At 73.8% G+C, this 26256-nt stretch carries 22 protein-coding genes; 17 read left to right on the forward strand and 5 right to left on the reverse strand.

Annotated elements, in window-relative coordinates; translation table 11 throughout:
- Positions 1 to 34 precede the first annotated feature (34 nt).
- Complete coding sequence (locus ACFWJB_RS22770; RefSeq protein ID WP_385469187.1) at positions 35 to 871, reverse strand: lysozyme; 837 nt, start codon at positions 869 to 871, stop codon at positions 35 to 37.
- A gap of 82 nt (positions 872 to 953) precedes the next feature.
- Entirely contained in the window at positions 954 to 1715 is a 762-nt protein-coding gene (locus ACFWJB_RS22775; protein WP_385469189.1) for a FadR/GntR family transcriptional regulator, read from the reverse strand.
- A gap of 240 nt (positions 1716 to 1955) precedes the next feature.
- On the opposite strand from ACFWJB_RS22775, the gene ACFWJB_RS22780 reads away from it, so the two are divergent.
- The 6 genes from ACFWJB_RS22780 to ACFWJB_RS22805 are packed head-to-tail and all read left to right on the forward strand — an operon-like array spanning position 1956 to position 8000.
- Positions 1956 to 3323: an MFS transporter gene (locus tag ACFWJB_RS22780; protein ID WP_385469191.1), complete on the forward strand. Its 1368-nt coding sequence runs from the start codon at positions 1956 to 1958 to the stop codon at positions 3321 to 3323.
- Positions 3320 to 5050 carry a dihydroxyacetone kinase family protein gene (locus ACFWJB_RS22785; protein WP_386924390.1) on the forward strand — a complete coding sequence of 577 codons (1731 nt, stop codon included), beginning with the start codon at positions 3320 to 3322 and terminating at the stop codon, positions 5048 to 5050. The genes ACFWJB_RS22780 and ACFWJB_RS22785 overlap by 4 nt, the downstream gene beginning before the upstream one ends.
- A gap of 10 nt (positions 5051 to 5060) precedes the next feature.
- The gene (locus tag ACFWJB_RS22790) at positions 5061 to 5543 is read left to right on the forward strand and encodes a ribose-5-phosphate isomerase (protein ID WP_385469195.1); all 483 of its coding nucleotides are present in this window, start codon (positions 5061 to 5063) and stop codon (positions 5541 to 5543) included.
- Entirely contained in the window at positions 5543 to 6316 is a 774-nt protein-coding gene (locus ACFWJB_RS22795) for a triose-phosphate isomerase (protein WP_386924391.1), read from the forward strand. Before ACFWJB_RS22790 ends, ACFWJB_RS22795 begins: the two co-directional genes overlap by 1 nt.
- The gene (locus ACFWJB_RS22800) at positions 6316 to 7125 is read left to right on the forward strand and encodes a sugar phosphate isomerase/epimerase family protein (RefSeq protein WP_386924393.1); all 810 of its coding nucleotides are present in this window, start codon (positions 6316 to 6318) and stop codon (positions 7123 to 7125) included. The genes ACFWJB_RS22795 and ACFWJB_RS22800 overlap by 1 nt, the downstream gene beginning before the upstream one ends.
- Positions 7125 to 8000: a phosphogluconate dehydrogenase C-terminal domain-containing protein gene (locus ACFWJB_RS22805; protein ID WP_385469201.1), complete on the forward strand. Its 876-nt coding sequence runs from the start codon at positions 7125 to 7127 to the stop codon at positions 7998 to 8000. Before ACFWJB_RS22800 ends, ACFWJB_RS22805 begins: the two co-directional genes overlap by 1 nt.
- A gap of 75 nt (positions 8001 to 8075) precedes the next feature.
- On the opposite strand, the gene pepE is transcribed toward ACFWJB_RS22805, so the two are convergent.
- Entirely contained in the window at positions 8076 to 8801 is a 726-nt protein-coding gene (gene pepE / locus ACFWJB_RS22810) for a dipeptidase PepE (RefSeq protein WP_386924395.1), read from the reverse strand.
- On the reverse strand, positions 8798 to 9664 hold the full coding sequence (locus ACFWJB_RS22815) for an IclR family transcriptional regulator (RefSeq protein WP_386924397.1): 867 nt from the start codon (positions 9662 to 9664) through the stop codon (positions 8798 to 8800). The genes pepE and ACFWJB_RS22815 overlap by 4 nt, the downstream gene beginning before the upstream one ends.
- A gap of 150 nt (positions 9665 to 9814) precedes the next feature.
- On the opposite strand from ACFWJB_RS22815, the gene ACFWJB_RS22820 reads away from it, so the two are divergent.
- The 11 genes from ACFWJB_RS22820 to ACFWJB_RS22870 all read left to right on the forward strand — a co-directional run bounded on the left by ACFWJB_RS22820 (position 9815) and on the right by ACFWJB_RS22870 (position 23227).
- Positions 9815 to 10768, forward strand: coding sequence for a DUF1177 domain-containing protein (locus tag ACFWJB_RS22820; RefSeq protein ID WP_386924399.1), 954 nt, complete (start codon positions 9815 to 9817; stop codon positions 10766 to 10768).
- A gap of 2 nt (positions 10769 to 10770) precedes the next feature.
- The gene (locus ACFWJB_RS22825) at positions 10771 to 12174 is read left to right on the forward strand and encodes a cytosine permease (protein WP_386924401.1); all 1404 of its coding nucleotides are present in this window, start codon (positions 10771 to 10773) and stop codon (positions 12172 to 12174) included.
- Positions 12171 to 13487: a M20/M25/M40 family metallo-hydrolase gene (locus tag ACFWJB_RS22830; protein ID WP_386924402.1), complete on the forward strand. Its 1317-nt coding sequence runs from the start codon at positions 12171 to 12173 to the stop codon at positions 13485 to 13487. Before ACFWJB_RS22825 ends, ACFWJB_RS22830 begins: the two co-directional genes overlap by 4 nt.
- A 488-nt stretch (positions 13488 to 13975) precedes the next feature.
- Entirely contained in the window at positions 13976 to 14251 is a 276-nt protein-coding gene (locus ACFWJB_RS22835; RefSeq protein ID WP_385469212.1) for a hypothetical protein, read from the forward strand.
- On the forward strand, positions 14241 to 16022 hold the full coding sequence (locus tag ACFWJB_RS22840) for a ThiF family adenylyltransferase (protein WP_386924404.1): 1782 nt from the start codon (positions 14241 to 14243) through the stop codon (positions 16020 to 16022). Before ACFWJB_RS22835 ends, ACFWJB_RS22840 begins: the two co-directional genes overlap by 11 nt.
- On the forward strand, positions 16003 to 16431 hold the full coding sequence (locus ACFWJB_RS22845) for a hypothetical protein (RefSeq protein WP_385469216.1): 429 nt from the start codon (positions 16003 to 16005) through the stop codon (positions 16429 to 16431). The genes ACFWJB_RS22840 and ACFWJB_RS22845 overlap by 20 nt, the downstream gene beginning before the upstream one ends.
- Positions 16431 to 16919, forward strand: a complete 489-nt coding sequence (locus ACFWJB_RS22850) for a hypothetical protein (protein ID WP_386924406.1) — start codon at positions 16431 to 16433, stop codon at positions 16917 to 16919. Before ACFWJB_RS22845 ends, ACFWJB_RS22850 begins: the two co-directional genes overlap by 1 nt.
- The gene (locus ACFWJB_RS22855) at positions 16900 to 18216 is read left to right on the forward strand and encodes a hypothetical protein (RefSeq protein ID WP_386924408.1); all 1317 of its coding nucleotides are present in this window, start codon (positions 16900 to 16902) and stop codon (positions 18214 to 18216) included. Before ACFWJB_RS22850 ends, ACFWJB_RS22855 begins: the two co-directional genes overlap by 20 nt.
- Before the next feature lie 47 nt (positions 18217 to 18263).
- Positions 18264 to 18917: a Mov34/MPN/PAD-1 family protein gene (locus ACFWJB_RS22860; RefSeq protein WP_385469222.1), complete on the forward strand. Its 654-nt coding sequence runs from the start codon at positions 18264 to 18266 to the stop codon at positions 18915 to 18917.
- Complete coding sequence (locus ACFWJB_RS22865; RefSeq protein ID WP_386924411.1) at positions 18914 to 21166, forward strand: AAA family ATPase; 2253 nt, start codon at positions 18914 to 18916, stop codon at positions 21164 to 21166. Before ACFWJB_RS22860 ends, ACFWJB_RS22865 begins: the two co-directional genes overlap by 4 nt.
- A gap of 57 nt (positions 21167 to 21223) precedes the next feature.
- Positions 21224 to 23227: a caspase domain-containing protein gene (locus ACFWJB_RS22870; RefSeq protein ID WP_386924413.1), complete on the forward strand. Its 2004-nt coding sequence runs from the start codon at positions 21224 to 21226 to the stop codon at positions 23225 to 23227.
- Positions 23228 to 23261: 34 nt separating this feature from the next.
- Here the strand turns inward: ACFWJB_RS22870 and ACFWJB_RS22875 are convergent, their stop codons facing one another.
- Positions 23262 to 26162, reverse strand: a complete 2901-nt coding sequence (locus tag ACFWJB_RS22875) for a CHAT domain-containing protein (protein ID WP_386924415.1) — start codon at positions 26160 to 26162, stop codon at positions 23262 to 23264.
- Between the last annotated feature and the right edge of the window lie 94 nt (positions 26163 to 26256).

Below are 26256 nucleotides of genomic sequence, written 5' to 3' on the forward strand. Positions count from 1 at the left end.
CTGACGCCGCGGCCGGCCGGATCCGCCGCCGGACTCAGCCGTTGGCGAGCGCCTGGACGCGGTCCACCGCGCCGTTGAACTTGTCGTGGTCCCCGACGGTCGGTCCGGTCGAGGTGTACTGCCACATGGTGTGGAAGCCCCAGCCGGCGGGCAGTTCGCCCACCGACGAGGCGTACCGGGCGATCCACAGCGGTGTGCTGGAGGCGAAGCCGCTGTAGTTGCCGGTGCACTGCTTCCACCAGTTGGTGGAGGTGTAGACGACGGCGTTCCGGCCGGTGCGTGCCTTGTACCGGTCGAGGAAGTCCCGGACCCAGTTGACCATCTGAGTCGCCGTCCGGCCGTAGCAGGTGTCGCCGTACGGGTTGTACTCGATGTCCAGGACGCCCGGCAGCGTCCTGCCGTCCTTGGACCAGCCGCCGCCGTGGTCGACGAAGTAGTCGGCCTGGGCGGCTCCGCCGGCGGTGTCCGGCGTCGCGAAGTGGTACGCGCCGCGGATCATGCCGGTGTCGTACGAACCGCCGTACTGCTGGGCGTAGTAGGGATTGCGGTAGGACGTGCCCTCGGTGGCCTTCACATAGGCCCACCGCACTCCGCTGTTCCAGAGGGTGGACCACGAGACGTTGCCCTGATGGCTGGAGACGTCCACGCCCTCCGTCTGACTGGCCCTGGTGTCGGTGGGCCGTCCCTGCACTCCCTCGTGGGCCAGCACGCCACGGCCCATGTAGGCCGTACCGCGGACGGGAGTTCCGCCGGACGCGTCGGCCGAGGCGGGCGCGGCGCACAGGGCGAGGAGGAGGGACGGGATGGCGAGGGCGACGCCTGACGTGAGCAGGCGTGAGTGGCGGGAAGCCACGGCTATGGGTCTGCGCATGCGTCCCATCCGATCCGCTGCCGGGCCGCACCGCATCCCACGCTCACCCGGACGGCGTCAGCGCTCCACGCGTACGGGCGGCTCAGCCGTCGCCGTCGACGGAGGCGCGCAGTCGCGCGCTGGCCATCCGCATGTGCTCGGCCATGGCCCGGTCCGCCGCCTCCGGGTCGCGGGCGCGGATCGCCCGCAGCACCGCGTCGTGCTCGCACAGGGTGCCGCCGACCGTGCCCTCGATGTCGCTCACCCGCTCCATCCACACCTGCAGCAGCGCCCGGATGCTGTGCAGGATGTCGCTGAGGACGGTGTTGCGCGCGATCCTGGCCGTCTCCAGGTGGAAGGCGATGTCGGCGTCGATGAAGGCGGTGACGTCGCCGCCCGCGTCGCGCATGCGCCGGAGGTGCTCCTCCAGCAGCGCCACGTCCGCGTCGGTCGCACGCTCCGCCGCCAGGCGCGCCGAGACGCCCTCCATGTACGTGCGCACCTCGACGAGGTCCCGGGTGCGCCGCTGCCCCAGCATCAGGCCCCAGTTGATCGCCCGGGGCAGGAACTCCGAGGTGCCCTCGCGCACGTAGGAGCCGGAGCCCGGCCGGATCTCGATGATGCCGAGGACGTCCAGGGCGGACAGCGCGCCGCGCACGCTGGAGCGCGCGACGCCCAGGGCCTCGGCCAGCTGGCGCTCCGCGGGCAGCCGCGTACCGGGCCGGATGTCGCCGGCCGAGAGGTGGTCGAGAAGCCGCTTGGCGACCTCGCTGACGGAGGACTCGCGCACCACGGGCCGCAGCAACTGTGCGAGGTCGGGCGAGTCGGCGGAGCTGTGCTGATCAGGCTGACTGGTCACGGTCACCAGTCAACCAGACGCCGCCGGAAGGCGACTGACCGGCCAGTTCATCAATCCCATGGGTGCGGTTTGTCAAGAGTTCGTCCGTCGTCGCGGCTATGACGGTCGCCACACTGGTAAATTGGTGACCAATTTGGATCCGAGGCATAGCGTGACAACGAACCGGTCGGCCGCCCCCCCCCGTGGCGGACCGTCCGGCGTGACCCACCCCGGACGGAGCTGTCCGGGCGAGCCGAGGAGTCGCCAATGGGTGCCCACGCGCCATCCGCGGCAGTCGAGAGAACTGCCATCAAGAAGGTCTCAGCCCGTCTCGTGCCGTTCGTGGCGCTGATGTTCTTCGTGAACTACCTGGACCGCACGGCCGTCTCGTTCGCCGAACCGAACGGCATGGGCCAGGACCTGGCCCTGACCGCCGCCCAGTTCGGCTTCGCGTCCGGGATCTTCTTCCTCGGCTACATCGTGCTCGAGGTCCCCAGCAACATGGCCCTGCACCGCTTCGGGGCCCGCCGCTGGCTGGCCCGGATCATGGTGACCTGGGGCATCGTGTCCCTCCTGTTCACCTGGGTCAGCAGCAGCGGTCAGCTCTACACCCTGCGCTTCCTGCTCGGCGTCGCCGAGGCGGGCTTCTTCCCGGGCGCGATCCTCTTCCTGAGCCAGTGGGTGCCCTCCCGGCACCGCACCAAGATCCTCGGCCTGTTCTACCTCGCCCAGCCGCTGACCACCGTGTTCGGTGCCCCGCTGGCGGGCTGGCTCATCGGCCGGCACGGACTGTTCGGCCTCGAGGGCTGGCGCGTGATGTTCCTGTTCGTCTCGCTGCCCGCGATCGTCCTCGGCGTCGTCGCCTGGTTCTACCTGATCGACAGGCCCGCCGACGCCAAGTGGCTCACCCCGGCCGAGCGCGACTGGCTGACCTCGGAACTCGCCGCCGAGAACGCGCAGAAGACCGGCCACGAGAGCAAGCACGCCAAGGGCGACCTCAGGAGGGCCTTCGGCAGCGGACGCGTCTGGACCCTCGCCGTCGTCTACTTCGGCTTCGTCTACGGCCTGTACGCCCTCGCCTTCTTCCTGCCGACGATCATCAACGGCTTCCAGGACCAGTACGACACCACGTTCAGCGTGATGGACAAGGCCTGGATCACCGCCATCCCGTACCTGCCCGCGGCGATCGTGCTCTTCCTCTGGACCCGGCACGCCACCCGCCACGGCACCCGCACCTGGCACATCGCCGGCCCGGCGGTCGTCGGCGGCCTGTCCATCCCCCTCGCCCTCTACATGGGCTCCCCGGCCGCCACGGTCGCCGTGATCACCGTGACCGCCTGCGCCATCTTCGCCGCCCTGCCCGTCTTCTGGTCGGTGCCCTCCCGCTTCCTGACCGGAGCCGCCGCCGCGGCCGGCATCGCCCTGATCAACACGGCCGGCAACATCGCCGGGTTCGCCTCCAGCTACATCACCGGCTGGCTCAAGGACTGGACCGGCGCCTACTACGTACCGCTCTACCTCGTCGGCTTCTTCATGCTGCTCTCCGCCGCCCTGATGGTCCGGCTCTCCGCCCGCCACCGCACCGACGAACCGGCCCCCGAGCCCGCGCCCGAGTCCCTGGAGGCCCTTCGATGACCCGCCTGTTCAACGACCCCGCCGCCTTCGCCGACGAGGCCCTGGAGGGCTTCGCCGCGGCGCACCGGCGCTGGGTCCGGCCCGTCACCGGCGGCGTCGTCCGGGCCACGGCCACCCCGGCCGGACAGGTCGCCGTGGTGATCGGCGGCGGCTCGGGTCACTACCCCGCCTTCTCCGGCCTGGTCGGCCGGGGGATGGCGCACGGCGCGGCCGTCGGCAACGTCTTCGCCTCGCCCTCCGCGCAGCAGATCCGCTCGGTGGCCAGGGCCGCGCACGGCGGCGCCGGGGTGCTGCTGATGTACGGCAACTACGCCGGCGACGTGCTGCACTTCGGGCAGGCCGCCGAACGGCTCGCCGCCGACGGCATCGAGGCCCGGACGTTCGCCGTCGCCGACGACATCTCCAGCGCGGGCCGGGACGAGTCCGCCCAGCGGCGCGGCATCGCCGGCGACCTTCCCGTCTTCAAGGCGGCGGCGGCAGCGGCAGAGCAGGGGCTGACGCTGGACGAGGTGCTGAGCGTCGCCGAACGGGCCGGCGCCCGCACCCGCTCCTTCGGCATCGCCTTCTCCGGCTGCACCCTCCCCGGCGCCGACCACCCCCTGTTCACCGTGCCCGAGGCCCGCATGGCCGTCGGCCTCGGCATCCACGGGGAGCCCGGCATCGGCGAGGAGGCGCTGCCCACCGCCGACGAGGCGGCCCATCTCCTGGTCCGCACGCTGCTCGCGGAACTCCCCGAGGACGTCGACGGCACCGCCGGACAGCGCGCCGCCGTGATCCTCAACGGACTCGGCTCGGTCAAGTACGAGGAGCTGTTCGTCGTCTACCGCAAGGTCGCGGCCCTCCTCGAGGAGGCCGGCGTGGAGATCGTGGACCCCGAGGTCGGCGAACTCGTCACCAGCTTCGACATGGCCGGCGTCTCCCTCACGCTGACCTGGCTGGACGACCGCCTGGAGGAGCTGTGGCGGGCCCCGGCCGACACCCCCGCCTACCGCAAGGGCGCCCTGGACGCGCCCGGACCGGACGACCGGGACCTCGTGGCCGAGGACCTCCCCGACACCGCCGTGGCCCCCGCCTCCGACGCCTCCCGGAACGCCGCCCGCACCGTCCTGGCCGCCCTGGACGCCGTCGCCGCCACCGTCGACGCGCACGTGGACGAGCTCGGCCGCATCGACGCCGTGGCCGGCGACGGCGACCACGGCATCGGCATGCAGCGCGGCTCCACCGCCGCCCGGTCGGCCGCCACCGAGGCCGCCGCCCTGGGCGCGGGCGCCGGCACCGTCCTGCACCGCGCCGCCGACGCCTGGGCCGACAAGGCGGGCGGCACCTCCGGCGCCCTGTGGGGCACGATCCTGCGCTCCCTCGGCACGGCGCTGGGCGACCGGGACGCCCCGGACGCCGCCCGCGTCGCCGCCGGAGTCACCGAGGCGTCCGCCGCGGTGCGCCGGCTGGGCGGGGCCGAGGTCGGCGACAAGACCATGGTCGACGTCCTGGTGCCCTTCGCCGACACCCTCGCCGGGACCGTGTCCGAGGGCCAGGCCCTCGCCGCCGCCTGGGACCGCGCAGCGGACCGGGCCACCGACGCGGCCGCCGCCACCGCCGGCCTGCTGCCCCGCAAGGGCAGGGCCCGCCCGCACGCCGAGAAGTCCCTCGGCACCCCCGACGCGGGCGCCCACTCGCTCGCCCTGATCACCCGCGCCGTCCACGGCGTACTGCTCGACCACCACTGAGGAAGCCGAGATGACCGACAAGCTCCGCATCGTCGTCGGATCCGACGACGCCGGTTACCAGTACAAGGAAGCCCTCAAGCAGGACCTGCGCAGCAGCGCCCTGGTCGCCGAGGTCACCGACGTCGGTGTCGACGCCGACGGCCACACCGCCTACCCGAAGGTGGCCATCGCCGCCGCCGAGATGGTCGCCCGCGGCGACGCCGACCGCGCCCTGCTGGTCTGCGGCACCGGCCTCGGGGTGGCCATCGCCGCCAACAAGGTCAGGGGCATCCGCGCCGTCACCGCCCACGACTCCTTCTCCGTCGAGCGCGCGGTCCTCTCCAACAACGCGCAGATCCTCACCTTCGGCCAGCGCGTCGTCGGCCTGGAACTGGCCCGCCGCCTGGCCGCCGAGTGGCTCACCTACCGCTTCGACGAGTCCTCCGCGTCCGCCGCCAAGGTCCAGCTGATGTGCGACTACGAGACCGCCGCGAGCGACGGGGCCGCCGCCTGATGTCCGCACCCGCCCCCTCGCCCGTCCTGCTGGGGGTGAGCCTGAAGATGTACTTCGGCCACCACCAGACCCTGAACTGGGCCCGCCGGATCGCCGCCCTGGCCGACCGCCACCCCGCCGTCACCTCCGGCGCCGCCCGCCTCTTCGTCCTCCCGGCCTTCCCGGCCCTCGTCCCCGCCGCCGGCATCCTCACCCCGTACGGCGTAGCCGTCGGCGCCCAGGACGTCGCCACCGAGGACACCGGCCCCTACACCGGCGAGGTCGGCGGCCCCGCCCTGAAGGAGATCGGCTGCCGCTACGCCGAGGTCGGCCACGCCGAGCGCCGCCGCCTCTACGGCGAGGGCGACACCGTCGTCGCCGCCAAGACCGCCGCCGCCCTGCGCAACGGCCTCACCCCGGTGCTGTGCGTCGGCGAACGCGACCGGTCCGACCCGGCCGACGCCGCGGCCCGCACCGTCGCCGAGGCGGAACGCCTGCTGCACGGCCTGGACGGCGCGGTCGTCCTCGCCTACGAGCCCCAGTGGGCCATCGGCGCCCCCGAACCCGCCTCGGCCGGCCACATCGCGGCCGTCTGCACCGCCCTGCGGGCCTGGCTCGCGACCAGGCCGCGGCACGCCGGCTCCACCGTCATCTACGGCGGCAGCGCGGGCCCCGGCCTCCTCACCGCTCTGGACGGTGCCGCCGAAGGGCTGTTCCTCGGCCGGTTCGCCCACGACCCGGCGAACGTCGAGGCGATCCTCGACGAGGTCCGCGCCCCGGCGGCGGTGGCGTGATGGCGTACGGCATCAGCACCTACGCCTACTTCTGGCGCATCTCCGGCCGGGCCCCCGAGCCGATGTCCCTGACGGCGATGCTCCAGGACACGGCGGAACTCGGCGGCCGGGTCTTCCAGATCTGCGACTACGCCCCCATCGAGTCCTACGACGCCGCGCGGCTCGCCGACGTCCGCGCCACCGCCGACGGCCTCGGCCTGACCCTCGAACTCGGCACCCGCGGCATCCGCCCCGGCCACCTGCAGAGGTACCTCGACATGGCCGGCGAGCTGGGCGTCACCCTGGTCCGCTCCATGCTCAACACGGCCGACCACCGGCCGGGCACCGCCGAGGCCGTGGCCCTGCTCGGCGAGGCCGTGCCCCGCTACGCCGACGCGGGCGTGACGCTCGGCCTGGAGACCTACGAGCAGGTCGCCACCGACGACCTGATGACCGTCGTGCGCGCCGTCGACAGCCCGCACCTGGGCGTCGTCCTGGACCCGGGCAACAGCGTCGCCCGGCTGGAGCGCCCCGTCGACGTCGTGGCCGCCACCGCGGCGCACGTGGTCAACATCCACGTCAAGGACTTCGCCTTCACCCGCCGCGACGGCTGGGTCGGCTTCACCTACGCCGGCTGCCCGCTCGGCGAGGGCCTCCTGGACCACGACGGCATGATCGCCGCCGTGCGCGCGGCCCGGCCGGGGGACCACGGCGTCAACCAGATCGTGGAGCACTGGCTCCCGTGGCAGGACGAGGGCTACGACGCCACCGCCCGGCTCGAACACCAGTGGACGCAGCACAGCATCAACACCCTCCTGAGGAGCAAGTAATGGCCACCGAGATCCAGACCCGGGCCGACGTCAGGACCGTCGCCGTCATCGGGGCCGCCGGCAAGATGGGCCAGCGCGTCTCCAACAACCTGGTGAAGAGCGACTTCCGGGTGCTGTTCAGCGAGGCGTCGCCCAAGGGTCAGGAGCTCATCCGCGACCTGGGCCGTGAACTGACCGACTCCGAGGCCGCCGCCGCCGAGGCGGACGTCGTCATCCTCGCCGTGCCCGACGTCGTCCTGGGCACGGTCTCCGAGCAGCTCGTGCCGCTGATGAAGCCGGGCACCGTCGTCCTCACCCTCGACCCGGCCGCCGCCTACGCCGGCCTGCTCCTCGCCCGCGACGACATCCACTACGCCTGTGCCCACCCCTGCCACCCGTCGGTGTTCCTGGAGCGCACCACCAAGGAGGAGTGGCAGGACACCTTCGGCGGGATCGCCGCCCCGCAGGAGGTCGTCGCCGCCTACGAGGGCGGGGACGCCGCCAAGCAGGAACTGGCCGACGCCGTCATCCGCGTGATGTACGCGCCCGTGGTCGACGTCCACTGGGTCACCGTCAAGCAGCTCGCCGTGCTGGAGCCCACCCTCGTCGAGACCATCGCCTGCATGGTCGGCGCCCTGCTCACCGAGGCGCTGCACGAGACGGTCCACACCGTCGGCGTGCCGGAGAAGGCCGCCCGCGCCATGCTGCTCGGCCACACCCAGGTCGCCCTGGCCAACACCCTCAAGGGATCCAACCCCTTCTCGGACGCCTGCCTGATCGCCATGGACTACGGCCGCGAGTCGATCGTCCGCGACGACTGGAAGAAGGTCTTCGAGGACGAGGAGCTGGACAAGGTCATCACGCGCATGCTGAAGATCAAGGAGATCAAGCGCTGATCGAGCGCTCGCCGGGCGCCGACCCGCCCGGAAGGTGACGCCGGAGACCCGCACGGGCCTCCGGCGCCGTCGAGGTCAGGCGGGGGTGTCGAACGCGGCGCGTACGCGCAGCAGGTCGGACACGTCCGAGCCCGTCGCCAGCTCGCGCGGCGCCGTGCCGCGCCGGAACAGCCGGGCGTCGCGCTCGCCGCCGAGCACCGCCCGGTCGCCCTCGACCCGCAGCCAGGACCCCTCCCGCAGGCCCAGCACCGGCACGTCGTTCTCCTCCAGGAACTCCGTCAGCCGCTCCTCCCGGGTCTCGCCCTTGTGCGTCGAGGCCGGGTCCGGGTCGAGGTAGTGCGGGTTGATCTGGAACGGGACCAGGCCGAGCGCCTCGAAGGACGGGGGCTCGACGATCGGCATGTCGTTGGTGGTCCGCAGCGACGGCGCGGCCATGTTGGTGCCCGCGCTGGCCCCCATGTACGGCAGCCCGCCCGTCACCGCCTCGATCAGGGCCTCCCGCAGCCCCGTGCGGTGCAGGGCGCTCAACAGCCGGAACGAGTTGCCGCCGCCGACGAACACCGCGTCCGCCCGGCCCAGCCCGGCGACCGGGTCGCCACCCTCGTGCACGCCCCGCACGTCGATGCCCGCGCCGGCGAGGGCGCCGCGCACCTTGGCCGTGTAGGCGTCGTGGTCGGCGAGGGCGTAGGGCACGAAGGCCAGCCGGGCTCCGGCGGGCAGGAAGCCGGTGACGGTGCCGAGGGCGTGTTCCAGGTAGCCGCGGCCGTACTGGGTGGAGTTGGACAGGAGCAGCAGATTCACGGGGTCGACCTCTTCGGGGGGTGGATCGGTGGATCGGTGGGCCGGGCGGTGCGGGAACGGGGCCGGCGGTGCGGTTGCGGCGGATGCGTCAGGCGCAGCTCCAGCAGCCGGGCGGCCCGGCGCAGCACGTCGAGCCGGTCCTCGGGCCCCTCCGGGAAGCGCTCCTTCGCGGCGCCGAGGCTCAGGCTGCCGTACGGCTCGGAACCGAGGAAGACCGGCACGGCGACGGTGCCGATGCCCGCGTCGTACTCGCCGACCGTCCAGGCGTACCCCTGCGCGCGCACCTGGCGGAACTCGCGCTCGAGCTGGTCGGGATCGGTGACCGTGCGCTCGGTGAAGCGCGCCATGGGACGGTCCCGGAACAGCCGGTGGCGCTGGTCGTCGGCCAGGAAGGCGTAGAACGACTTGCTGGTGGCGCCGGCGTGCGCCGGATACAGCTCGCCGACCAGCGGGTAGTAGCGCAGCGGCCCCTCCTCGCCCTCGACGGCCGCCACACAGCGCATGTGGAAGCTGTCGGGCAGGCAGAACAGCACCGTGTCGCCGGTCGCGGCCCGCAGCTCCTGGAGCACCGGCTCCGCGAGCAGTTCCAGGGAGCCGGAGCGCTCCCAGAGCCGGCCCAGGCGCAGCGCGGCCGGGCCGATCCGGTACCGCCGGGTCGCCGGGTCCGAGACCAGGAAGCCGCGTCCCGCGAGCGTGGAGAGCAGCCGCTGGGCCACCGACGTGTCCCAGCCGAACTCGGTGGCGACCTCCGTCACGCCCCAGTCGGGCCGCGAGCGCTCGAACGCCAGCAGCACCAGCAGGGCGCGGTCGACGGTCTGCAGGGCTCCGGCCGGTGTCCTCCGGTCGTCGTGCCGACCCGTCACGGCAGCTCCTCTCGCTCATTCGACGGTCTCCCGCGTCATCTCGCCATTCAGACGGCAATTGCAGATAGCGGGAAACAGTTGCGGAGAACGTTAGTGGATCCGGAACCTGCTGTCAGCACCGCCCCTGGGTGCGGATCAGGAGAACTGCCCATGTTGAAGTACGTCCTGGACCTCGTGGACCTGCTGGACGATCCCGCCGTCGACGGCAAGCGCGTCGCCGCCCACCTCGACTCCGTCGCGGGCCCCGAGGGTTCCGGCGCCGAGGTCACCACCGTCACCGGCGAGCGCGGCTCGACGGACTTCGTGCTCGTCCGGATCCCGGGCCGCGACGGCCGCACCGGCGGCGGCCCGGCCCGCACCCTCGGGGTGGTGGGCAGGCTCGGCGGCGTCGGGGCGCGGCCCGAGGCGACCGGCCTGGTCTCCGACGCCGACGGCGCCGTCGCGGCCCTGGCGACCGCCGCCAAGCTGCTGGACATGCGCCGCCGCGGCGACGTGCTCGACGGCGACGTGATCGTCGCGACGCACATCTGCCCGGACGCCCCGACCGCGCCGCACGACCCGGTGCCCTTCATGGACTCGCCGGTCGACATCGCGACCATGAACCGGCACGAGGTCACCGGCGAGATGGAGGCGGTGCTCTCCATCGACACCACCAAGGGCAACCGGATCATCAACCACAAGGGCCTCGCCCTGTCGCCCACCGTCAAGGAGGGCTGGGTGCTCAAGGTGAGCGAGCAGCTCGGCGAACTGCTGGCGGTGGTGAGCGGTGAGCCGTTGGCCACGTACCCGGTGACCACCCAGGACATCACCCCGTACGGTAACGGTGTACACCACATCAATTCGATCCTGCAGCCGGCCACGGCGACGCCCGCTCCGGTCGTCGGCCTCGCCATCACCTCCGCGGCGGCGGTGCCCGGCTGCCAGACGGGCGCCAGCCACGAGACCGACATCGCGGCGGCGGCCCGGTTCGCCGTCGAGACCGCGAAGGCCTACGGCGGCGGACGCCTGGAGTTCCACGACGAGGTGGAGTTCGCCTCGCTGGTGTCCCGCTACGGCTCACTGGCCCACCTGCAGACCTTCGGCCGCGTCCCCAAGGAGTCCTGATCATGGCCGCGCACGAGAACACCGCCGCGGCCCCGGAGACGGGCGGCGCCAGAACCGTCGGCAGCGACGACTACGCCCTCTCCCGCGTCCCGCGCGACAAGCGCCTCGGCTTCTGGACGATGCTGCTCCAGTGGCTCGCCCAGTCGGGATCCATCTCGCAGTTCACCCTCGGCGCCACCATCGGCGTCGGCATGTCCTTCGGCGACGCCTTCTGGGCCTTCACGCTCGGCGCCGTCATCCTCGAAGTGGTGATCTTCGCGATCGGCCTGGCCGGCATGCGCGAGGGACTGGCGACGCCCCTGCTGACCCGCTGGGCCGGCTTCGGCCGCAACGGCTCCGCCCTGGTCAGCCTGGTCATCTCCATCAGCCTCGTCGGCTGGTTCGGCGTCCAGAACACCATCTTCGGCGACAGCGTCTCCTCGCTCGTCGGCGGGCCGTCCTGGCTGTGGTGCCTGGTCGCGGGCGCCGGCATCACCGTCCTGGTGATCTTCGGCTTCCGGTACATGGCCGTCTTCGCGAAGATCGTCACCCCGCTGTTCTTCGCCATGGTCGCCTGGTCCGTCACCGACGCGCTCGGCGAGCACTCGCTGTCCGAGCTGATCCACTCCCCGGCGCCCGGCCAGCCGATCCCGCTCGCGGTCGCCGCCACCGCCATCGCGGGCGGGTTCATGACCGGAGCGATCGTCTCCCCGGAGATGACCCGCTACAACCGCAAGGGCGGCCACGTCTTCCTCCAGAGCGCCGCCTCGATGATCCTCTCCGAGTACATCGTCGGCCTGACCGGTGTCCTGCTCGGCCACATGGTCGGCAGCGGCCAGGTCTCCCAGATCGTGCTCTCCACCTCCGGCGTCTTCGGCGTGCTCGTCGTCCTGATGTCCACCGCCAAGATCAACGACTGGAACCTCTACGGCTCCTCGCTCGGCGTCGTCAACTTCTTCCAGGTCGTCTTCGGCAAGCGCCTGCACCGCGGCGCCGTCACCATCGCCCTGGGCATCGCCGGCACCGTCCTGTCCGCCGTCGGCATCATGACCCACTTCACCGACTTCCTGTCCGTGCTGGGCGTCGCCATCCCGCCGGTGGGCGGCATCATCGTCGCCGAGTACTGGGTGGTGCGCCGCATGCGCGCGCCCCTGGACGCCACCCGCGAGGCCGGGACCCTGCCCACCACCTCGCCGACCTGGGTCCCCATGTCCCTGGTCATCTGGGCGGCCGCCTTCTGCGTCGGCAAGTTCTACGACGGTGGCATCCCCGCCCTGAACTCCCTGCTCACCGCGTTCGTCCTCTACTGCGTCCTCGGCCTCGCCGGCTGGATCAGGACGTACGGCACCACCACCCTGGACGACCGCCCCGCAGAATCCACCGAGCCGTCGGCCGCCTCCGGCACGGCCCCCGTAGGAGCACCATGAGCACCCCCATCCCGGCTTCCGGCGAAGCACAGCGCGAAGTCGTCGACCTGTGCGCGGAGCTGATCCGCTTCGACACCTCCAACCCGACCAGTGACGAGCGGGCCTGCGCCGAGTGGGTCGTGGCGCGGCTCGCCGAGGTGGGCATCGACTCCCAGCTGGTGGAGAGCGCCCCCGGCCGGGCCAACGTCGTCGCCCGCATCCCCGGCACCGATCCGCAGCGCGGCGCCCTGCTGGTCCACGGCCACCTCGACGTGGTCCCCGCCGACGCGGCCGAGTGGCGGGTACCGCCGTTCTCCGGCGAGATCCGTGACGGCTACCTGTGGGGGCGCGGCGCCATCGACATGAAGGACACGGTGGCCGTCATGCTGGCCACCGCCCGCCACTTCGCCCGCACCGGCACCCGGCCCGCCCGCGAGATCGTCCTCGCCTTCCTCGCCGACGAGGAGGCCGGCGGGAAGTTCGGCGCCCACTGGCTGGTCGAGCACCGGCCCGAGCTGTTCGCCGGGGTCACCGAGGCCATCGGCGAGGGCGGCGGCTTCAGCTACGCCCTGGACGACACCCGCCGCCTGTACCCGATCGAGAACGCCCAGCGCGGCATGGCCTGGATGGAGCTGACGGCCACCGGCCGCGCCGGGCACGGCTCCTCGCCGAACGACGAGAACGCCGTCACCGACCTCGCCGAGTCCCTCACCCGCATCGGCCGCCACACCTTCCCGGTCCGCCTGATCGAGCCGGTGCGCGCCCTGCTCGCCGAGGCCGCCCGTCTCCAGGGCGTCGACATCGACCTCGACGCGGAGGACCTGGACGCCGAACTGTCCAAGCTCGGCCACGTGGCCGACTTCATGCAGGTCGTGCTCCGCAACTCGGCCAACCCGACCATGTTCACGGCCGGTTACCAGACCAACGTCATCCCGGGACGGGCGACGGCCCGGGTCGACGGCCGCTTCCTGCCCGGCCACGAGCAGGAGCTGATCGACACGATCGACGCGCTGCTCCTGCCCTCGGTGTCCCGGGAGTGGGTCAACCACGACATCGCGATGGAGACCGCCTTCGACGGCCCGCTCGTCGACGCCATGTGCGCCGCGGTACGCGCCGAGGACCCCGACGGCCACCCGGTCCCGTACTGCAACCCGGGCGGCACCGACGCGAAGGCCTTCACCGGGCTCGGCATCCGCTGCTTCGGCTTCAAGGGCCTCAAGCTGCCGGCCGACCTCGACTACGGCCGCCTCTTCCACGGCGTCGACGAGCGGGTGCCGCTGGACGGTCTGCGCTTCGGGGTGCGCGTCATGACGCGCCTCTGGCAGGACTGCTGAGCGCCGGACCGCTCCGCCCGGCCCGGTTCCGCGAAAGCGGAGCCGGGCCGTTCCGCGTGGGGCTGGAACTCACCCCTTTCCGTCACGCCTTTCACAGCATTCACTCCTCTCTCCGCCCGCGCAACAAAACCCCCTTTCCCGCATGACAGGGTGAATTACTGGAACGCTTGTCCCAACAGCTCTCCTTTCGGGGTGCATTCTCGAATAGCTGATCGGTTTTCGGGTGCCGGAAACGGAATATGCCGACGCATTTTTCGCATCGTCTTCACGGGGGTGCTGTGGCCGGTTCATACTTGGCTGCCCGAGGGTGACAGGGGGGTCTGGCCGAATTCGGGGGAATCTTCGGCGGGGGAACATCGTCTTCTAACGGGTATCCGCGCACGCCTGTGTCGTGCGCCGTGCCGTCGGCGACAGCAGCCCTGCCGGAATGCCACCCGCATCGTGCCTTCGCGCCTCGCGCCGATCTCCACGCAGAGAAAGAGATCTCCATGAGCACGACGACGGTTACCCTGCGCAACGCGATCTCCAACGCGCGCCAGGACATCAACATCGAGTCGGGTCAGACGGTGCGTCAGGCCGTCGACAACAGCGGATTCATCGCGGCGGGCAGCAACTTCAGCGTGCGGGACAAGAACGGGCAGGTCGTCGACGACCGGCCGGTGGAGGAGTACGCCAACACCGTCCTGTCCGTGGGCCTGCCCGGCGACGGCGTCGTCGGCGGGCGCGGGAACGACGACACCGCCGGGAACCACCATGCCCGTTGAGCGCTACGCCCGGCAGAGCGGCCTGGTCGCCCAGGACCTCGTCGCCGACGCACGCGTCGCCGTGCTCGGCACCGGCACGGCCCTGCCCTACCTGATCCAGTGTCTGACCCTGCTGGGTGTGGGCAGCCGGCACGGGTGGGTCAGGCTCGTCGGCATGGCGAGGCCGGTCCGTGAGGCGGACCTCGCCCACCAGTTCCTGCTGCACCGCGACGATCTGGGCGAGCCCCTGGACCAGGCCCTCGCCCTGCGCGCCCAGGAGTTGAACCCCACGGTCCGGGTGGCCGGCGACGACACGCCGCCCGACGGCCGGGAACTGGTCCTCGCCGTGCCGCGCGCCGCCGAGACGGAGTCCACCGCCGCCCGCTGCACGGTGGACGTGTGGGGGCAGGTCCTGCCGGCCGCCGTCAGGATCGGCCCGGACGCCCTGCCGGACGCGTCGGAGCCGTCGGGCCTGCTGACCGCCGCGCTCGGCGCCGTCTGCGGAGGCCTGCTGGCCCAGGCGGCCCTCGGTGAACTGGGCGCCCTCGTGGACGGTCCCGCGGTGGTCTCCCAGTGGTCCGAGGAACGGCTCATGGTGCACGCGCCCGGCATCGGGAGCGCCACCGAACGCCTGATGAGCGGCGGCAACCCGCAGCCGTACCTGCAGGGCGTGCTGGAGCGGGTGGCCACCGCGGACCAGTCCGGCGCCTTCACCGTGCACCTGGACGGCCTGGCGGTGCGACCCCGGGTGACGACGGTCGTGGACGAGGACCACGTCCTCGCCTCCGTCGTCGTGCGGGAACCGGGCCGGACCCGATCGCCGCTGGCCGTCGTCCCCGCGCGCAGGCCGCCGCGGCGCACCCCGGTGTGCTTCTGGTCCCCGCTGGACGGCGTGTCCCCCGAGGACGGCGGCCGGCTGCCGGAGGACTGGGAGCCGGTGCCGAGCCGTGAAGCCCGGGTGGTGATGTGCGGCGCGGGAGCGCTCGGTGGCTGGGCCGCGGGCGTCCTGGCCGCGAGCGGCGCCGTCGGACACCTCACCGTCGTCGACATGGACGACCGGGTCGAACGCCACAACCTCAACCGGCAGATCCTCTTCCGCGACGGCGACATCGGCGCCGCGAAGGCCGAACGCACCGCCGCCCGGCTCCGGGAGATCGACCCGGAACTCCAGGTCGAGGCACTGGCGACGACGATCGGCCCCGAACTGCTCACCGGGCCCTCCGGCATCAACGCCGCCGCGCTCGCCGGCGCCCCCGAGCTGCACGCGCGGGTGATGGAGACCGCCCGTCTGCGCACCCGGCTGGAAGAGGCGCTGCACGGGGCCGCGGCGGTGCTGTCCTGCCCCGACAACCAGCAGACCCGCTGGACGCTGAACGTGCTCACCGAGCGGCACAAGCTGCCGCTCGTCAACGGAGCGGTGGACGGCCTGACCGGCCGGGTGCACGTGTGCGACCCCGGCACCTCCAGCATGTGCCTGGTGTGCTGGCTCGGCACGTCCATCGCCGACGACCCGGTCCGGCACTCGTGCACGGACGTCGTCGACGGGGTGCCGATCCAGTCCCTCGTCACCAGCGCCGCGGTCGTCGGCGCCGCCCAGGCGGCGGCGCTCCTCGCGACCCTGGCCGGGGGCGCGGACCGCATCGGACGGTTCCACGTCTGGGACGGCGCCGGCACCTCCCTCACCGGACACCGGGCCGGGGAACGGGACTTCGCCGAGTGCCCGGCCCACCTGGGCGACCCCCTGCCCGGCACGAGCGACAAGGAGTACGACCGTGGCCGTTCCCCCGCATGAGTTCCTCGAGGCGAAGGCCCAGTTCTTCGACCTGGAACCGCTCGCCACCGACCAGGACGCCTGGGTCACGAGCGTCGCGGTGACGCTGCGCGGCATCCTCGGCTCACCGAACAGCGCCCTGCGCGAACGCCCGCAGGACTACCGCCTGCTCGTCGCCGTCGACCGGCTGCGCGAGGAGCTGCCGGCCGTGTGGGTGTTCTCCCCGTCGGACGACGCCATCCAGCACGTCAACATCTTCCGGAGCCGGGAGACCTGCCCCTTCACCGGATCGAGGCTGCCCCTCCTGTGCTGGGGGACGACCGGCTCGGCGTGGCAGCACATCCCGCGCGCCAACCGCTCCCTCTCCAACTTCCTGGAGGCGGCGCGCCAGGTCCTCGCCGAGGCCAACATGAACAGCCGGGCGCGCTGATGCCGGTCACCGAGGAGGAGGTGCGTGGGCTCAGGTCCGAGTACCCGGACCTCCGTGTCCTGGCCCGCGAGACCCGGCAGGGCGCGCTCCTCGTGGCACGCTGGCGGGCCATGTTCGCGACGCGGACGCCGGGCGGGCAACCGGACGTGACGGCCGTCGGCACCCGCGTCCGGGGCATCGTCGGGGGCGGTTCCCGGATCCGGCGGGACTACCACCTGGTCATGGACGTCGGTGCCTTGCACCGGCGGCTGCCCGACGTGTGGATCACCGCGCCGGACGACGCGCAGATCCGGCACGTCAACATCTGGCGCTCGGACGGGGAGGCCGCGTGGTGCCCGGCGCTGGGTGTGCGACTGCCGCACCTGTGCTGGTTCACGTACACCCAGGCATGGGCGGACGCCCGGCAGTCGCACCGGACCCTCGGTGCCGCGCTCGAATACGTCAAACAGCTTCTGAACACGGAGAATCATGACAGTCCGGCACGTTGACCACGGCGCGCCGAGCCTGCGGCTCGTGCTGCCGCTCGCGCTCCTAGGCCCCGCCTTCTTCCTCTCCTCCTACCTCCTGTCCGTCGGCTGGGACGTGCCGAGCGGCTGCCGCGCGGCGGTGGTCGGGCTCGCGGCCACCGTGACCGCCTGGCTCGCCTCCACCGAGTGGCTCGCCGGGCATCCGGCCGGCCGCCGTACCGGGTCCGGCGCGGGCACCGCCCTGGCCGCGGCGGCGCTGCCCTGCGCGGTCCTCCTCGCCCTGTCGGTGGCCCTGCTGCACCGGGGCGACTCCGCGGGCGTCTGGGCCCTGATCCCCGTGGTGGCGCTGATCCAGGCCGGCGTCCTGCTCCGGTCGGGCCGTCCCGCGGCGGACTCCGGCCCGGACCGGCCTGCCGGCCCCGGCGGCAGGGTGTCCGGTCCGGCCTCCGACGGTCCCGCGACGCCTCCCGGCACACCCACGGAGGACCCGGGCGACCCGGCGGCCGGCTCCGGCGATCCGGGGGAGGAGCCCGGCGAACGGACCGACGATCCCGGCGAACGGGGAGAGGAGCCCGGAGTCCCGGCCGGCGACCCCGGCGCACCGGCGAAGGCCCCCGATGACGGAGCGACCCGCCCGGAACGCCCTCCGCTCCCCGCGACCGCGGCACCGGACACCGCCGGCCCCACTCCGCCGGGCGCCGACGGCGAACCGGCCCCGGACGAGGACGGTGAACCCGGCCGGTCCGCGCGCCGCCCGGAGGTCGGCATCGACGCGGAGCTGTGGCGCAACCTCGCCGAGGTGCTCGCCGAACCCGCCGAGCGGCGCGAGGAGCAGGGCGGCGTCGCGCTCACCGCGCGGACGGACGACGGCATGTGGACCATCGTCGGCGCCGTACTGCCGCAGCAGACGTGGGCGAACGCGGTGCGCTGCGAGTTCTCCGTCCTGGAGGTCGAGCGGGTCCGCGACGCGCTGGACTCCCTCGGCCCCGACCACCGGGACGCCGTCCGCATCACCTGGCTGCACACCCACCCCGGCCTGTCCGTGTTCCTGTCGTCCACCGACCACGACACCTCGGCGAAGTGGCGGGCACTGGACCCCGACTTCCGTCCCGTGGTCGTCGACGTCACCAAGAAGGAACTCGGCGACCGCATCGGGGTGTTCGACGCGCGGGGCGCGGCCCTGCCCATCGGACTGGTCGACGACGTACTGCCCGCCGGGACGGCCGGTGCCATCAGGAACGCCGTGCTCGAACGCTATCGCAGGACGGGCGGGCCCCTGCCCCTCGTGCTCGTCGGCGCGGAACCGTACCGCACATGACCGCGCCGCACTCACCGCCCGCACCCCCAGCACCCGAGGGACGAACGATGCCGAGGTCACCGCGCCGCGGGAAGAGCCCGGACCTGACCGGAGACGACATAGCCCTCGACCGGGAGTGGGGCGCCACGCTCCTCGCGTACTTCGCCCGCTTCCCCGCCGAGCGCGGCGGCGTGCTGGTCGGGAAACGCTCCGCCGGCCGGGTCGAGATCACCGCCGCGGTGTTCCCGCCGCAGCAGGTCGCCACCCCGGTCCGCTGCTCCTTCGACACCGCGGTGATCGAGGGCGTGAACGACACCCTGAAGGCCGTGGAGGAGACCCGGCTCGGCCCGTACGCGGCCACGGTGCTCGGCTGGGTGCACAGCCACCCGCACATGGGCGTCTTCCTCTCCGCGCAGGACCAGCGGACGCTCACCACCTGGACCGACCTGGACGCCGCCGCCGTCGCCCTGGTAGCCGATCCGTTCGCCCCCGACAACCACATCGCGGGCTGGGGACGCGCGTGTGCGCCCCGCAGACTGGTGCTGGGCGACGACCGGGAGGCCCTGATGCTGAACCAGGGCGCCAAACTCGCCGACGTGCTCAGCGGATACGCCCGGCCCGGCCAGGGCGGGCTGTGGGACGTCGTCGGCTGCGGCGCGGTCGTCTCGGTGCGCGTCTCCCGGCGGCGGGCGGCCCACCACCGTACGGAGGAGACACGGTGACCGAGGACATGACGGTCCGGGCCCTCGCCGACGACGAGGTCATCCACGGACACTGCTACACCAACGCGCCCGGCGCCGCCGCCGGCGACCTGCTGCGCGTGACGTCGCCCCACGCCACCGTGCACTGCCGGGTCGCGTGGGACCTGACCGACCGCTTCGGCGCGACGGCGGAGATCGCCCTCGACCGCTGGCAGCGCGCGGCGCTGGGCGCGGCGCACGGCGCCCCGGTGTCCGTCGAGAGGGAGGACGGACCGGTGCCCGAGGCCACCGGGATACGGCTCGACCTGCTGCGCGGCACCGCGGCGTCCGGCCCCGAGCTGCGCGACTTCCTCGCCGTGGGACGCTACCCGCTCTACCCGGGCCTGCGGTTCTGCCACCGTCCGCTGGGCGCCGCCGGGGACGGCGCCGACGGCTACGGCGAGTACGTCGTGGAGCGGGTCGTGGCCGGCGCCGCGGACGTCCCCGTCGCCGAGGTCGGACGCCTGCTGGAGGTCGTGGTCCGGCGTTCCCCGGCCCTGCGCGCCGTCCGGCCCGGCTACGAGGACCTCGGCGGCATCGACGACGTCGTGGGGCTGCTGCGGCGGGAGATCGAGGTCCCGCTGCGCCGCGCGGAGGACCTGCGCCGCCTCGGCGTGCAGGCACCGGCGGGCATCCTGCTGCACGGCCCGCCCGGAACCGGCAAGACCACGCTGGCCCGCGCCGTGAGCACCCGGTGCGCCCAGGACGGCGTGGACACCGTCGTGCTGCGCGGTCCGGCCCTGGTCACCCAGCAGCGCGAGGACGCGGAGGCGGCTCTGCGCGCGGCCCTGCACCCGGTGGCCGAGGGCGATCCACCCCGGCTGGTGGTACTCGAGGACGTGGACTACCTGGCGCCGGCCCGCGACACACCCGTGGTGGGCGGTTCCCTGCTCGGCCTGCTGCACGAACTGCTCGACCGGCCGGACCGGCCGGTGATCATCGCCACGACCAGCCGCCCGGACGACGTGGACGCGGCGATCCGGCGGCTCGGCCGGCTCGGGCAGGGCATCCGCATGCCGCTGCCCTCCGAGGACGACCGCCGGGCGATCCTCGCCATCCACACCCGCGACCTCTCCCTGGCGGCCGGGGACGAGGCGGCCAGGGCCGCGCTGCTGCGCGACCTGGCGGCCCGTACGTCCGGATTCGTCGGCGCAGACCTGGCCGCGCTGTGCCACGAGGCGGGCCGGGTGGCGCTGCGCCGCGCCTTCCCGCTGGAGCTGCTGGACACCGGCCCGGACGGCGGCGGCGCCGCGGTCGAGGGCCCGGGCGGCCCCGGGGACGGAACGCGTCCCGACACGCCGGCCGGGGCTCTGGAACCGGTCTGCGCGCTGCGGATCCAGGAGGCGGACTGGACGGCCGCCCTCACCCTCGTCACCCCCTCCGCCATCGGCGGCGTCGTGCCGGAACTGCCGGACACCGGCTTCGCCGACGTGGTCGGCCTGGACGACACGGTCACCCAGCTGCGCGAACGGCTGATCCTGCCGCTGCGCGACCCCGGCCTGTTCGCTGAGGCCGGCGTCCGGGTGGAGCGGGGGGTCCTGTTCCACGGCCCGCCGGGCACCGGCAAGACGCTGCTGGCCCGGGCCCTCGCCCACGAGTGCGGGCGGCGCTTCCTGTCGGTCCGCGGTCCCGAACTGCTCAGCCAGTGGTTCGGGGAGTCGGAGCGGGCGGTGCGCGACCTGTTCGAACGGGCCCGGCACCTCGCGCCCAGCATCCTCTTCTTCGACGAGGTCGACGCGCTCGCCCCGCGGCGCACCAACGGCACCGGCGACGGCGGTGCCGCCAATCGCGTCGTCAACCAGCTCCTCGCGGAGCTGGACGGCCTGGAGGACCTGGGCCAGGTCACCGTGGTCGCCGCCACCAACAACCACGAGCGCATCGACCCCGCCCTGCTGCGGCCCGGCCGCCTCGGGCTGCACATCGAGGTGCCGCTGCCCGACCTGGCCGGCCGGCAGGCCCTGTTCGCCCTCTACCTGCCGCCGGGCACGGTGGACGAGCACCTCGCGGAGTACGCGCGCAGGGCGGACGGCATGTCCGGCGCCGGCATCGCCATGGCCGCTCGCGAGGCACGGCTGTCCGCGCTGAGAAGGGGCCGGTTCGAGGAGGCCCTGCCGGTCTGCCACGACGACGTCCTGGCCGGTCTCGCCAGGTTCGCGACCTCCCCCCGGACCCACCCGACGGCGGCCGGGAACGGCCTTCCGGCGCCCTCCCGGGGCGACTGGCTCAACTGACGGGACGGGACCGGGACATCGGCCCCGGTCCTCCGCGCACGGAAAGCAGGTACCCGCGTGACCCTGTACGCCCTCCTGGTGGGCATCGACGCCTACCAGGCACCGGTCAGACCCCTGCGCGGCTGCCGCAACGACGTGGACGCCGTCGCCGGCATGCTCCGCACCCACCTGCCGGAGGGTGAGCCGGCGATCAGGAGCCTGACGGACGCGCGGGCCACCCGGGCGGCGGTGATCGACGGGTTCCGGCACCACCTGGGCCGGGCTGGGGCGGCGGACAGCGTGCTCTTCTGGTTCAGCGGCCACGGCTCGCAGGCCCCCGTCCCCCCGGAACTCGCCCGGCTCGAACCGACCGCCCTGCTGCAGACCCTGGTGTGCGCCGACAGCCGCCGCGACGGCGTGCCCGACCTGTACGACAAGGAACTCGCCGTGCTTATCGGCGAGATCACCGCACGCGGCGCCCACACCGTCGCCGTACTCGACTGCTGCCACGCCGACAGCGGTACCCGGGCACCCCTCGCCGCCCATCTGCCCGCGCCCGACGGGCAGCCCCCGCTGCGGGTCCGCCGCCACCCGGCGCCTGCCGCACCGCCGCCCCTCGCCGCCTTGCTGGCGGAGCTCCGCACCGGTGCCGGGCCGGAGGCGGCGGGTCCCGTCGCCCCGCACGTCCTGCTCGCGGCCTGCCACTCCGACCAGTACGCCGTCGAGGTCCCCGCCCCCGGCGGACACCGGGGCCTGTTCAGCCTGGCCCTGCTGGAGGAGATCGAGACCCTCGGGCTCGCGGCGACCTCCCGGGAACTGATGACCGGCGCCCGCTGCCGGGTCGAGGACACCGCCGGCGCCCAGGTCCCGGTGCTGTCCCCGGCGGCCGACGCCGTGGCCGACCGGCCGCTGATCGGCGGGCGCGTGCGGGCCGCGGGCTCTCCGGTGACGCTGCGGCGGTTGCGCGGGCGGTGGGAGATCGACGCCGGTGCCTGCCACGGTGTTCCGCCGGGGGAGGAGGACGACCCGGTACGGTTCGCCGTGCACGGCTCGGACCCCCTCGCGGAGGTCGCCGTGACGCGGGTGCTGACCGACCGCAGCATCGTCGAGCCGCTCGGCTGGACGCCCGACCCGGGCCGGCGGTACGCCGTCGTCCTGACGGGCGTCCCCCTCCCGGCGGGCACGGTGGAGCTGGCCGACGACAGCGGGACCGGCGCCGCGGTCACGGGCCTGATCGCGGCGGCACTGGACCGGGCCGGACCGGGAGGAGGGCCGTCGCCCCACGTCCGTGCCACCGGGGCCGGGGAGGGCGGGCGGCTGCCCGACCTGCGGGTCCACGTGCCCCGGCCCGGCATCGCGCGGATCTGCGCGAGCGACGGCGCCCCGCTCGTCCCCGACGCCCCGTGCGCGACACCGGGCGAGGCGGCCCGCGTGGCCGGCGACCTGGAGCACGTGGCCCGCTGGCGCCGGGTCAAGGACCTGCACAACCCGCTCTCCTCCCTCGCGGGCGCCGTCGCCGTCGAGGTGGTGCCCGCGGCCCGCGCGGACGCCTACGACGACGGAAACCGTCCGGCGCTGCGCCCGGGTGCCGACGGTGCCGTCCACCTGTACTACCGCGGGGGGCCGGACGGCTGGGAGGAGCCCGAGGTGCACATCCGGCTGCGCAACACCTCGCCGCACCGGCTGTACTGCGCCCTGCTCGACCTCACGGACCGGTTCCGGATCCACCCCCAGCTGTTCTCCGGCGACTGGGTCGCGCCCGGGCACGCCGCGTCGGCGGCCTGGGGCGGGGCGGTGGCCATGTGCCTGCCACCGGGCCGACCGGTGGTGCCCGGCGCCACGGGAACGGACTGGCTGAAGCTCCTCGTGGCCGAGACGCCGTTCGACACCGCGGGGTTCGTCCTCGGCCGGCTCGGCGAGCCCGGGCAGGCGGCCGACCGCACCGGGGCGGCCGGATACCAGGGCGTGCTCGACCGGCTGGGCACGGCCGCGCTGCACCGGGACGCCCGGCCCGCGCGGGCGGTGGCGGGGGAGTGGACCACCACCGTCCTGCCGGTCGTCGTCCACGTCCCCGGCGCCTGAGCCGGCCGGCGGGCGCGCGGTCCGGTGCCCGCGCTCACCGTCCGATGTGCACGAAACCGGCCCAGGAGGCGATGTCCGACACCTGCGGGGAACGCAGTCGCTCCCGCAGCTGACGGGGCATCGCCGTCGGCTTCTCCCGGCGGCCGATCATGCACAACTGGGCCTCGTGCAGCGCGTCGGCCGGCCCCATGCCCCGCTCCCTGAGGAAGTGGTGGAAGAGGAACATCAGCACGGAGGTCGCCGTGTCCGGCACGCTCCAGGTGGCGCTCACCACCGAACGGACCCGCCCGGCCAGCAGCGTGGTGCTCAGGCTGAACGCCTCGTCGTGTCCCCGCCCGGACCGTCCGGTGCTGCACGCCGCCAGCACGGCGAGGGCGATGTCGCGCCCGGAGCCCTGCACCAGGACGTCCAGCACCCGCTCGGCGGCCAGGTGCTCCCCGTCGTGCAGCAGCAGGTAGGAACTGTCGCCCGGCTCCGTGCTCTCGTCGACGATTCCGTGGCACGCCAGGTGGACCACGGGCCCGCCGTCCGGGTCGGCGAACCAGCGCAGCACCTCCTCGCCGGTCCCGTGCCCCTGCGGACCGGGGCCCCCGTCGGGCATCCGGCCCACGTAGCGTGCCCGCGGGTAGAAGCGGTCCCTGACCGCCAATGCCTCCAGCCGTGCCGCCGGCAACTCGCGGGCGGCGCCCGCCGTGTCGGGGTCGCCGACCACCAGCCCGCCGTCGGTCAGCGGGACGGGACCGAGCCAGGCCGTCTCGCACAGCAGCCGCGCGGACGGCGCGTACGAGAACACCGCGCGCTCCATCGCGTACAGCCAGGTGCCGTCCGCCGCACGGGTACGTGCCGCGTGCCACGGCACCCGGACCAGCTCCCGTACGGGAATGAGCACCAGGCGCGCCGGACGGTCCCGGGGCAACTCCAGCCGGCTGTCGGCGAGAAGAGGGCCGATCACCGCGTCCCAGGCCCACTCGCAGAGGTCGTCCAGGACCCGGGGCACCTTGATCCGGGCGTCCCGCAGAGCGCTGTCGCGGTCGGCCGCGTCGCGTGCCGTCGTACCCCGGGCCGCGTCGGTGAGGAAGCCGTCGAGGGCGGCGGCCCGTGACGTGTTCAGGTGGGGCAGGCGCAGCCAGGTCGCGGGGGCGCGGGCGGGGACGACGACCGCCGCCCCGTCGAGTTCGTCACCCGGCATCAGGTAGACGAGGGCGTCGGCACCGAGCGTCTGGAGTGCCGCCCTCCTCTCGTGGGCGTCGGGCGGGTCCAGCAGCCGCGAGGTGCCCTCTCCGGGGCCGGCCGCGGGTGTGCCGTCGTCCCGCAGGGGCACACCGGCAAGGGCCGCCACGACGGTGCGCCGCAGGTCGACCGGGACCTCGCCGGCCGGGTCCGCCGACCGGGCCGCCTGCCACCGTGCGGCGAGCCCGGCATGGCCCGCGGCGGTCAGGCGGGCGGCGAGGTCCCGGGTCTCGGCCGCGGCGTACAGGATGAGACCGCGTCCGGCGTCCAGGGCGGTCGCGGCGTCCTCCGCGGCGTCGTCCGACAGGCACCACCGGGCGGTCTCGAGGGCGTCCTCGGCGGCGTGCCGGGCCATGGCCTGCACCTCGTCAGGCGTGGACTCCAGCAGCACGCTCCAGGCATGCCCCCGCAGACCGCGCAGCGCGGTCGCCCGGCTCAGCTCCCGGCGGTTCGCGAGCCGGTAGGCGTGGGCGAGCGGCATCGAGATGTCCTTCCACATCGTGTGGGCGGTCGACGCGGCCGCGTCCCGGGCCTGTTCGAGCAGTTCGGTGCCGGTCCGCAGCGCCCGGGTGTCCCCGCTCAGTTCGACCCGGCGCAGGTGCGCGGTGCCGGCGAGGAACCGGTAGTAGGTCCGGCGCTGGTCGTGCGGGGGACTGAGCGCGAGGGTCTCGGTGAGATGGCCGATGGCGTCGTCCACCGACTCGGCTGTGCCCAGGGCCAGTTCGGCCAGGGCGAGCTGGCTCAGCTGGAAGGCGCGGTCGATGCCGGAGAGCCCGGGACGGGCGGCCAGGTCCTCGAAGACCTTCAGCGCGTCGGCCCCCTCGGGCGGTGTCCACCCGCCCGGGCCGCCCTGACCGGTGCCGTCCGCGCCGAGCATGGAGAGGAAGGGGCCGACCGTGGCCAGCGCCTGGTCCAGTTGCGCGCGCAGCGGATCGCCGGACGGCAGCCGCAGTGCGAAGTCGCGCAGTTCCCCCATGCGCCGGGCCATGGCCGGAAGGTCACCGCGCACCGTGCAGGCGTGCATCTCCTGCATCAGCCGCATGGTCTCGCCCCGTTCGCGCAGCGGATCGCGGCCGTCCCGCGCGTCCTGTCGGCGCCCCGGATCCGGAGCACCGAGCCGGTCGGTGAAACGGCGCATGTCCTCGGTCACCCGCCGCGCCTCGGACGCGCTGGGGTCCTCCTGGACGATCAGGTGGCGCACCGCGAGGCGAGCCGATTCGACCGCGTCGGCGTACGGGGGTGTGCCGTCGACGAGCGCCGCGTAGCCCTCCAGCTTGCGCAGCGCCGCCCGGGGGTCGAAACCGGGCCGGCTCTCCTGCGCGGCGACCAGCAGGTCGCCCGCGCGCAGTGCGGCACACGTCAGGGGCCAGTGCGGCATCGGCGCGGGGTCCTCGTCGGCCGCGTCCGCCAGCGCCACCGCCCAGGACAGCCGCGGGGAGCCGAACAGCGTGCCCGACCCCAGCATCAGCTCCGCGAGGACCGCCGCCAGCTTGGCCCGGCCCGGCGCGCCGGCCGGCAGGGCCTGGAAGTCCGCCAGCGCCAGGTCGATGTCACCGTCCCGGCCGGACGCCTCGTACCGGCTCGCGTGGACCAGACAGCGGGCGAACAGCCACGGGGCCCCGTCCTCCCGGGCGGCCGACCCGACGATCCCCGTGACGCGGTCGACGACCGTCGCCGACGCGTCCGTCCCAGACACCTCACCCATGGCGACCCCCCGGTCGGTCCGGCGCCGGCCCGGACGCCCCGACCAGCCGTCGAGGCCGGCACCGACACCCTTGAACGGTAAGGCGGAACCCGGC

Source organism: Streptomyces sp. NPDC127100, from assembly GCF_042724095.1.
GTDB lineage: Bacteria > Actinomycetota > Actinomycetes > Streptomycetales > Streptomycetaceae > Streptomyces.

What these genes read in the sequence shown, in the direction of transcription:
- ACFWJB_RS22825 (WP_386924401.1), top strand. Translation starts at nt 10,771, where the DNA reads ATGGCCGCGCACGAGAACACCGCCGCGGCCCCGGAGACGGGCGGCGCC.
- ACFWJB_RS22780 (WP_385469191.1), top strand. Translation starts at nt 1,956, where the DNA reads ATGGGTGCCCACGCGCCATCCGCGGCAGTCGAGAGAACTGCCATCAAG.
- ACFWJB_RS22820 (WP_386924399.1), top strand. Translation starts at nt 9,815, where the DNA reads ATGTTGAAGTACGTCCTGGACCTCGTGGACCTGCTGGACGATCCCGCC.
- ACFWJB_RS22770 (WP_385469187.1), bottom strand. Translation starts at nt 871, where the DNA reads ATGCGCAGACCCATAGCCGTGGCTTCCCGCCACTCACGCCTGCTCACG.
- ACFWJB_RS22850 (WP_386924406.1), top strand. Translation starts at nt 16,431, where the DNA reads ATGCCGGTCACCGAGGAGGAGGTGCGTGGGCTCAGGTCCGAGTACCCG.
- ACFWJB_RS22795 (WP_386924391.1), top strand. Translation starts at nt 5,543, where the DNA reads ATGTCCGCACCCGCCCCCTCGCCCGTCCTGCTGGGGGTGAGCCTGAAG.
- ACFWJB_RS22805 (WP_385469201.1), top strand. Translation starts at nt 7,125, where the DNA reads ATGGCCACCGAGATCCAGACCCGGGCCGACGTCAGGACCGTCGCCGTC.
- ACFWJB_RS22790 (WP_385469195.1), top strand. Translation starts at nt 5,061, where the DNA reads ATGACCGACAAGCTCCGCATCGTCGTCGGATCCGACGACGCCGGTTAC.
- ACFWJB_RS22830 (WP_386924402.1), top strand. Translation starts at nt 12,171, where the DNA reads ATGAGCACCCCCATCCCGGCTTCCGGCGAAGCACAGCGCGAAGTCGTC.
- ACFWJB_RS22855 (WP_386924408.1), top strand. Translation starts at nt 16,900, where the DNA reads ATGACAGTCCGGCACGTTGACCACGGCGCGCCGAGCCTGCGGCTCGTG.
- ACFWJB_RS22800 (WP_386924393.1), top strand. Translation starts at nt 6,316, where the DNA reads ATGGCGTACGGCATCAGCACCTACGCCTACTTCTGGCGCATCTCCGGC.
- ACFWJB_RS22785 (WP_386924390.1), top strand. Translation starts at nt 3,320, where the DNA reads ATGACCCGCCTGTTCAACGACCCCGCCGCCTTCGCCGACGAGGCCCTG.
- ACFWJB_RS22860 (WP_385469222.1), top strand. Translation starts at nt 18,264, where the DNA reads ATGCCGAGGTCACCGCGCCGCGGGAAGAGCCCGGACCTGACCGGAGAC.
- ACFWJB_RS22840 (WP_386924404.1), top strand. Translation starts at nt 14,241, where the DNA reads ATGCCCGTTGAGCGCTACGCCCGGCAGAGCGGCCTGGTCGCCCAGGAC.
- ACFWJB_RS22875 (WP_386924415.1), bottom strand. Translation starts at nt 26,162, where the DNA reads ATGGGTGAGGTGTCTGGGACGGACGCGTCGGCGACGGTCGTCGACCGC.
- ACFWJB_RS22835 (WP_385469212.1), top strand. Translation starts at nt 13,976, where the DNA reads ATGAGCACGACGACGGTTACCCTGCGCAACGCGATCTCCAACGCGCGC.